Source organism: Coleofasciculus sp. G1-WW12-02 (assembly GCF_040219735.1).
GTDB lineage: Bacteria > Cyanobacteriota > Cyanobacteriia > Cyanobacteriales > Coleofasciculaceae > Coleofasciculus.
The window spans coordinates 22,515-29,464 of sequence record NZ_JAVJRX010000039.1 but is presented as its reverse complement, the minus strand read 5'-3'; the positions used below and the strand labels follow the sequence as shown (position 1 = coordinate 29,464).

Below are 6,950 nucleotides of genomic sequence, written 5' to 3'. Positions count from 1 at the left end.
GCGGGTTCTCCCATTGAGGAGATAAAGGTTGGATTCCAACCAGAGACGCTGAGTAAGACCAATATGCTTTCGGGTATGGCGGCTTCGGTGAATGAGACGCGAAGCCTACACCATAGCGTTAGCTTGGTGTAGGTAGTTCACCTAGGTACTTCGGCTTGGGGTGGAAAGCCATGCTGGATTCTGCCGATATCGGCATCATATTTCTTCGAGGTTTTGAATAGTTCAAAGCGTCCATCCGCCGCATAAACGGCACACTTATCACGTAGCGCCTGACTATGTTCGGGGTTCATCGGCTGAAAACCCCGGGCAATGGCTAGGTTTTGACGCAATACGTCCAGTGACGGAATACCGCTAACGGTGGTGGCGACAGGTAAACTCATCGCATAACCCAGCGCTTCCTCAACCGTGAGAATCCCGTTTTTTATCGCTTGACCATTACCGCTTAAGCTTTTCATCCCGATGGGCGCAATACCGCGCCGATTTAGTTCCGGCAAAACCTGCTGTTCAAAACTGCTAAACGTGGCGTCAACAATTGGAGGATCAACAAAACCCACTTTAGCTTTCTCATTCATTAAGTCCTACAGCCATTTGTCCCTGAATGCAGTACAACAATTCATCTGTAATACCCCATCCCTCATCCTGGTTTTTCAGTGTTGTTATTCCAACTTACAATCGCTTACCGATTTTGCAAAAATGCCTGAGAGCATTGGAGCAACAGCATCTCAGGGAAGATAGTGTTGTCGCTGGCTATGAAGTCGTCGTGGTGGATGATGGCTCAACGGATGGCACCCTAGAGTGGCTGGAGTCTCATCGTGATGAATTAGCTAAGGTGCGATCGCTCTCTCAAAATCACCTGGGTCCAGCAGCAGCCCGTAATCTAGGCGTAGAGAAGGCTAAAGGCGATACGATTATCTTTATTGATAGCGATTTAGTCGTTACCGAGAATTTCCTCCAAGCCCATGCGGATGCATTGGTTCAGGGACAACAGCAGTTAGGGAGCGATCGCGTCTTTACTTACGGTTGGGTAATTAATACCAACAATTTCGATAATCCCAGTTCAGAACCCTATAAGATAACGGATTTCTCGGCGGCGTATTTTGCTACGGGGAATGTTGCGATCGCGCGGAAGTGGTTGGAGAAAGCGGGACTCTTTGATACTCGCTTTCAACTCTATGGTTGGGAAGATTTAGAACTGGGTGTTCGCCTCAAACAATTAGGCTTAAAACTGATTAAATGTCCGGCGGCTGTCGGCTATCATTGGCATCCTCCCTTTAATTTAGACCAAATTTCCCAGATGATTGACCGGGAAATTCAACGGGGACGCATGGGGGTATTATTTTATCAAAAACATCCCACTTGGAACGTGCGGATGATGATTCAGATGACATGGCTGCACCGAATACTGTGGGGAGTTCTTTCCGTGGGTGGCAGATTAAATGAACGAACCATGGCATCTTTTTTGCAATGGTTAATTAATCAAGGGAAGCCGCAGTTAGCCTTGGAAGTTGCCCGAATTTTCCTGAATTGGTATAACGTACAGGGAGTTTATGCGGCTTATGCGGATATGGAACAAAAGCGGTAAAACAAAAGAAAGAGTGTATTTAAGGTATGAGTCAATCGACATCGGCTGAAAGCAACAACAAGGAAGTTCAGGGAATCACCAAGATTTCTGTACAGGGGTTTAAGTCACTCTATGACGAGTGCAGTATTGAAATCCGTCCCTTAACCATTCTGGCTGGTGCGAATAGTTCCGGTAAATCCAGCATCATGCAACCATTATTGCTAATGAAGCAAACCCTGGAAGCACCCTATGACCCTGGGGCTTTGTTACTGAATGGTTCTAACGTAAAATTTACTTTAGCCAAACAACTCTTATCCTGCGTTTCTAGGACATCCAATCAATTTAAGATTAAACTTCAATTTACGAATGACTATCTAATAGAGAATATATTTCAATTAAGCAAAGACATAGGAATAGATATTGTACGCACAGAATTTCATTTCGGAAATGGACGGATTTGGCAGATTTCAATAGACGGTAAAAATAAAGAAATTATTGACGAGTTGCAGTTGCAGAAGTATCTCGACAAAGCACCAAGGAGACAAAAAAATGAACTAGACTCAATGTTTCCAGAACCACATTTAAAAGAGGGTAGTGTCAAACGAGTTCGATGTTTTTTAGAACCTAAAAACCTAATACTTTTTAAAGGATTCAGCGAAAAAATTCGTCAGGTAATTCATGTTCCAGGACTAAGAGGTAATCCAGAGCGCCAATATCCGACTACAGCTATTGGTGACGAGTTTCCTGGCACTTTTGAAAATTACATCGCAAATATCATCAACTTTTGGCATAAAAATGAAGATTTTAAATTACAAAAATTAGCTGAAGCTCTTAAAACTCTTGGATTAACATCAAAAATAGATACTAAACAGATGAATGATGTACAGATTGAATTGCGTGTAGGTCGTTTATCAGGAATATATGATGCAAATGATATGGTCAGTATAGCTGACGTTGGTATTGGTGTCTCTCAAGTTTTGCCAGTATTAGTAGCGCTTCTGGTAGCCAAACCAGGACAGTTAGTTTACATCGAGCAACCAGAACTTCACTTACATCCTCGCGCCCAAGCCGCTTTAGCTAATATACTAGCAGATGCAGCTAAACGGGGTGTCCGTGTTGTTATAGAAACTCACAGTGAATTGCTACTTTTAGCTGTTCAATCTTTAGTCGCAGAACGTCAACTATCACCAGATTTAGTAAAATTGCACTGGTTTACACGGGGAGATGATGGGATGACAAAAATTAGTAGTGCTGATTTAGATGAAGCAGGTGCTTTTGGAGATTTTCCTGAAGATTTTAGCGATGTATCTCTAAAACTAGAAAGTCGCTATTTAAATGCAGCTGAATCTCGCTTATCGGAAGGTTCCAGTGGTAGATAAAGGGCTTTCCAAGCGACTGGTAATTGATGCGTCAGTTGCCCGTTCATCTGGCGGAGAGGATGCGACTTATCCAACATCGGTACACTGTCGGGATTTTTTACAAGCTGTTTTGGATATCTGTCACAAAGTTGTAATGACGCCGGATATTAAAGAAGAGTGGGATAAACATCAATCAATATTTGCGCTGAGATGGCGTCGTCGGATGGTGGCTAAAGGTAAATTTGTATTTTTAGATGTGCCATTAGATAAGGAGTTATGGGATAAAATTGACCAAATTGCTGCTACGAATAGACAGCGTGCAGAAATGTTCAAAGATTTACGATTATTGGAAGCCGCGATCGCGACAGATAAAATTGTGATATCGTTGGATGATAATACAGCCAGAACATTTTTTAGTCAGGCGGCTGTTGAAATTAACACACTAAAAGAGATTGTGTGGGTGAATCCCGATAAAGTAGAAGAAGAAACACCGATTGAGTGGTTAGGAAGTGGTGCAAAACCTGACTCTAAGCGATTACTGGGAACCTGGCGCGATCGCATACCATAGATCTAAGGTTACACCGATTAGCTAAATAGAGTATGCAAATCACCATTGAAATTCCTGATGAAATCGCCCAACGACTCGACCAAACAAAGGGGAGTCTCTCCCGTCGGCTGCTAGAAGTTATTATTGCCGATGCTTACCACTGTGGTAAAGTAAACACGGCTGAAGTACGTCAAATACTCAAGTTACCATCTCGTCTTGAAACTCACGCCTTTTTGAAGCGAATGGGAGTTTATCTAAACTATGACGAATCGGAATTAGAACAGGATCTTCAAACTCTTAAGGAGTTCAGATCTACATGATTGTTGTTTCTGATACTTCTCCAATTTGTTATTTGTTGCTAATTAACCAAATTGAAATATTACCACTCCAAAAATTAGCTATGCCAACACGATGTAGTTCGCCAGTGTGAGAGTTGAGTATATACTCAAAACCAATTTCTTGCGCTTCCTGATAAAGGCGGAGATTTCTAAGTCTCTTGCCCAAAATACTTAAATTTGACATAATTAAATTTACGGAGGCTCAACATCATTATCGATTTTAATATACTTATATTGTAATATTTGTCAACAGTCTCTCAAGCTGAACCGTTGCCATGTCTGAACGGCGGATTGCTATTTCCATTCAAAGTATCCTGCTCATTACCGCTACCGTTTTGCTGCTGCTGCTGCTGTGGCAACTCAGTAGTCTGTTGGTAATCCTAATGATCGCGGTTGTCCTCGCCGCCACCTTAGCCCCGATAATCAAGAGCGCCCAACAGTTGGGAATGCCTCGCTGGTTAGCTGTTCTCTTGGTCTATTTAGGCTTACTGACTATTTTAGTTGGAGTCGGGGTATTGATTGGACCCACAGTGGTGCAGCAAATCCAGCGCCTGTTTCGCCGACTCCCTGACTATCTAGAAGTGTTAGAATCCTTACTCGACCGTTTAGCAGTGCGCCTGGGTATTAGCGAACCGATCATTAGTCAAATTTTTGATACGCAAACCCTCGCCAATTGGACAATTCGTTCTGGTCAACAACTCGTTGTCCGATCTTATGGGGTAACGCGGGGGTTGTTGGGTGGTGTTCTCAGTGTAATTCTGGCGTTATTTCTATCGGGCTACATGCTCTCCGGTTCGGAACCCTTAATTAAAGGTATCGTAAGTTTATTCCCCAAACCCTGGGACCACCGCTTGGCGGCGCAGGTACAGCCAGTGAGTCGGCGCATGGGTAATTACATCCAGGGACGAGTGTTAGTTTCGGGGATTTTAGGAATTGCAATTACCATTGGCTTGAAAGTTTTGGGGATTACCGAGTTTGCTTTAGGTTTGGGTGTGATTGCTGGGGGAACCAATCTAATTCCCTTTTTTGGTCCGGTGTTAGGAGCGATTCCGGCGTTGATTGTGGCAATTGCCCAAGGGGGGTGGACTTTTTTATGGGTATTTCTCCTGTTTGTGATTATTCAAAATGTGGAAACTTATGTGCTTGACCCCCTTTTAGTCGGTTCTTCGGTGAAAGTTCATCCCCTGTATCAGTTGTTAGCGGTAGTCGGTGGCGCACAGGTGTTGGGGATTATCGGGGCGTTAATTGTTCCCCCCTGGATAGCGGGGGCGTCTGTTTTGCTGGAGAATCTCTACTTGCAACCCAAACGACTGGCGGAACAGCAAGCCGCCGCCTTATCGCCACCGTCTGTGGAAGAAACTAAAAGCACTCTCTCGATGAAAGGCTAACATTGTTACAAAACCTTAATTTTAGAGTCAATGAAGTTTGTTTCTTTTGTCCGGGTGCGGATTTTTCGGATGCTAGTCTTGGCATTTACGGTCGGTTGTTTACTCGCTGTTTTGCCTAGTTTAGCTCAAACTAATTCCAATCAAACCAATTCCAATCAAACCAATTCCACAGCATCCATTATGCTGGATGGGCGCAAGATATTTGAAGTGACTCCATCTGAACAGTACAGCGCCCAAGAACGAGCCGAGTATGTGAATCAAGTTCTCCAAGAACAGGTGAAAACGGCAGAATCTCCCATAAGAGTTGAAATCAAGGCTCAACAAAAAATACCCGTAATTGAGATTAATGGGCAACATTTGGTTTCCGTAACTTCAGAAGATGCGCCCGAAGGAAGAACAACTCAAGAACAAGCTGAATTCTGGCGAAAAAAACTGCAAACGGTTATTCAAAAGGCACAATATGAGCGTACACCAATCTATCTGATTCAAGCCATTGCGATCTCAATAGGTTGTGTATTCCTGGCGATCGCATTGAGTTGGGTACTCGGTAAGCTTTGGTGTGATTGGCTCAAACCCCAGTTGGAAAAAGACGCGGCGGAGTCAGTCCCCTTAGAAGGAGCTAAGCAGCCGAACAGCCCGAAAATCGCCGGAAAAGTTCTCCTGGGACTCATCCGCTGTGCGATCTGGATCTATGCGCTGATTTACATTACTAACCAGTTTCGCCAAACCCGACAATTAAGTCACATCGTTACTGATACTTTAATTGCCAGTTTAACCTCAGACCTGGTTCCCTTAGGAGATAACTCCTATTCGGTCTTGAATCTACTCATTCTCACTGGATTATTTGTTGGGCTAATTATCCTGGCAAAAGTAATCAAAGAAGGGTTGCGATCGCGGGTTTTACGGTTCACGGGTTTGAGTCGTTCGTCTCAGGAAACTATTGCGATTATTTTCAATTATGCCTTTATTTCTATCACCAGCCTTGTCTTATTGCAGTTATGGGGTTTAGATATTAGTTCCCTCACCGTATTTGCTGGCGTGTTGGGGGTTGGTATTGGCTTGGGATTGCAGGGAATTGCTAAGGAATTTATTAGCGGCTTGGTATTAATCTTTGAACGTCCAATTCAAGTGGGTGATTTCGTTGATGTGCGCGGCTTGATGGGAACTGTGGAATATATTAACGTTCGCAGTACCGAAGTCAAAACATTAGATGACATTACCATTATTATTCCTAATTCCAGATTTTTGGAATCGGAAGTGATTAACTGGTCTCATCACAGTTCTGTATCCCGATTAAAGATCCCTGTAGGTGTCGCGTATGGATCAAATCTAACTACTGTCAGATCTGCTTTGATTGATGCAGCAAAAGAACATACTGATGTTCTCGTGCAACCCACACCCAGAGTCTTTTTTAAGGGATTTGGTGAGAGTTCTCTTAATTTTGATTTATTGGTTTGGATTAGTGAACCCCGCAAGCAGTTCCAAATTAAAAGTGACCTTTATTTTCGGATTGAGGTAATTCTCCGCCATCGAGGTGTCGAAATTCCCTTCCCACAACGGGATCTTCATGTTCGTTCAGGGAGTTTACCTGTAGACATTTCTCCTCAATTAGTGGAATCCTTGGCACAGCTATCCCAGAGTTTGGCGAAGTGGTTAGATCAACAACCAACGGCTAATCCACCGCAAGATGGTAATGGTCATAAGTAGGTGGGATAATTAAATGTTATTTGTCATTCGTCGTTCGTCATACTCAAAAGA

Annotated in this window: 7 protein-coding genes; 6 read left to right on the top strand and 1 reads right to left on the bottom strand. The window is 43.4% G+C overall.

Translation table 11 applies throughout. The annotated features are described in order from the left end of the window. Nucleotides 1–137: 137 nt before the first annotated feature. A complete protein-coding gene (locus tag RID09_RS06880) occupies nucleotides 138–572 on the bottom strand; it encodes a hypothetical protein (RefSeq protein WP_446335204.1) in 435 nt (144 codons plus the stop codon). Between the two features lie 26 nt (nucleotides 573–598). On the opposite strand from RID09_RS06880, the gene RID09_RS06875 reads away from it, so the two are divergent. From RID09_RS06875 to RID09_RS06850, 6 genes are all read left to right on the top strand, one after another. Continuing rightward, nucleotides 599–1,582 carry a glycosyltransferase family 2 protein gene (locus RID09_RS06875; RefSeq protein WP_446335203.1) on the top strand — a complete coding sequence of 328 codons (984 nt, stop codon included), beginning with the start codon at nucleotides 599–601 and terminating at the stop codon, nucleotides 1,580–1,582. Between the two features lie 26 nt (nucleotides 1,583–1,608). Beyond that, nucleotides 1,609–2,940 carry an AAA family ATPase gene (locus RID09_RS06870; RefSeq protein ID WP_446335202.1) on the top strand — a complete coding sequence of 444 codons (1,332 nt, stop codon included), beginning with the start codon at nucleotides 1,609–1,611 and terminating at the stop codon, nucleotides 2,938–2,940. Continuing rightward, nucleotides 2,930–3,487 (top strand): hypothetical protein, encoded by a 558-nt coding sequence (locus RID09_RS06865; protein ID WP_446335201.1) that lies wholly within the window; start codon nucleotides 2,930–2,932, stop codon nucleotides 3,485–3,487. The genes RID09_RS06870 and RID09_RS06865 overlap by 11 nt, the downstream gene beginning before the upstream one ends. Before the next feature lie 32 nt (nucleotides 3,488–3,519). After that, the gene (locus RID09_RS06860; protein WP_446335200.1) at nucleotides 3,520–3,786 is read left to right on the top strand and encodes a UPF0175 family protein; all 267 of its coding nucleotides are present in this window, start codon (nucleotides 3,520–3,522) and stop codon (nucleotides 3,784–3,786) included. A 293-nt stretch (nucleotides 3,787–4,079) separates the two neighbouring features. Then, nucleotides 4,080–5,192 (top strand): AI-2E family transporter, encoded by a 1,113-nt coding sequence (locus RID09_RS06855; protein WP_446335199.1) that lies wholly within the window; start codon nucleotides 4,080–4,082, stop codon nucleotides 5,190–5,192. A 30-nt stretch (nucleotides 5,193–5,222) separates the two neighbouring features. Next, entirely contained in the window at nucleotides 5,223–6,899 is a 1,677-nt protein-coding gene (locus RID09_RS06850) for a mechanosensitive ion channel family protein (RefSeq protein WP_446335198.1), read from the top strand. Nucleotides 6,900–6,950: the final 51 nt, after the last annotated feature.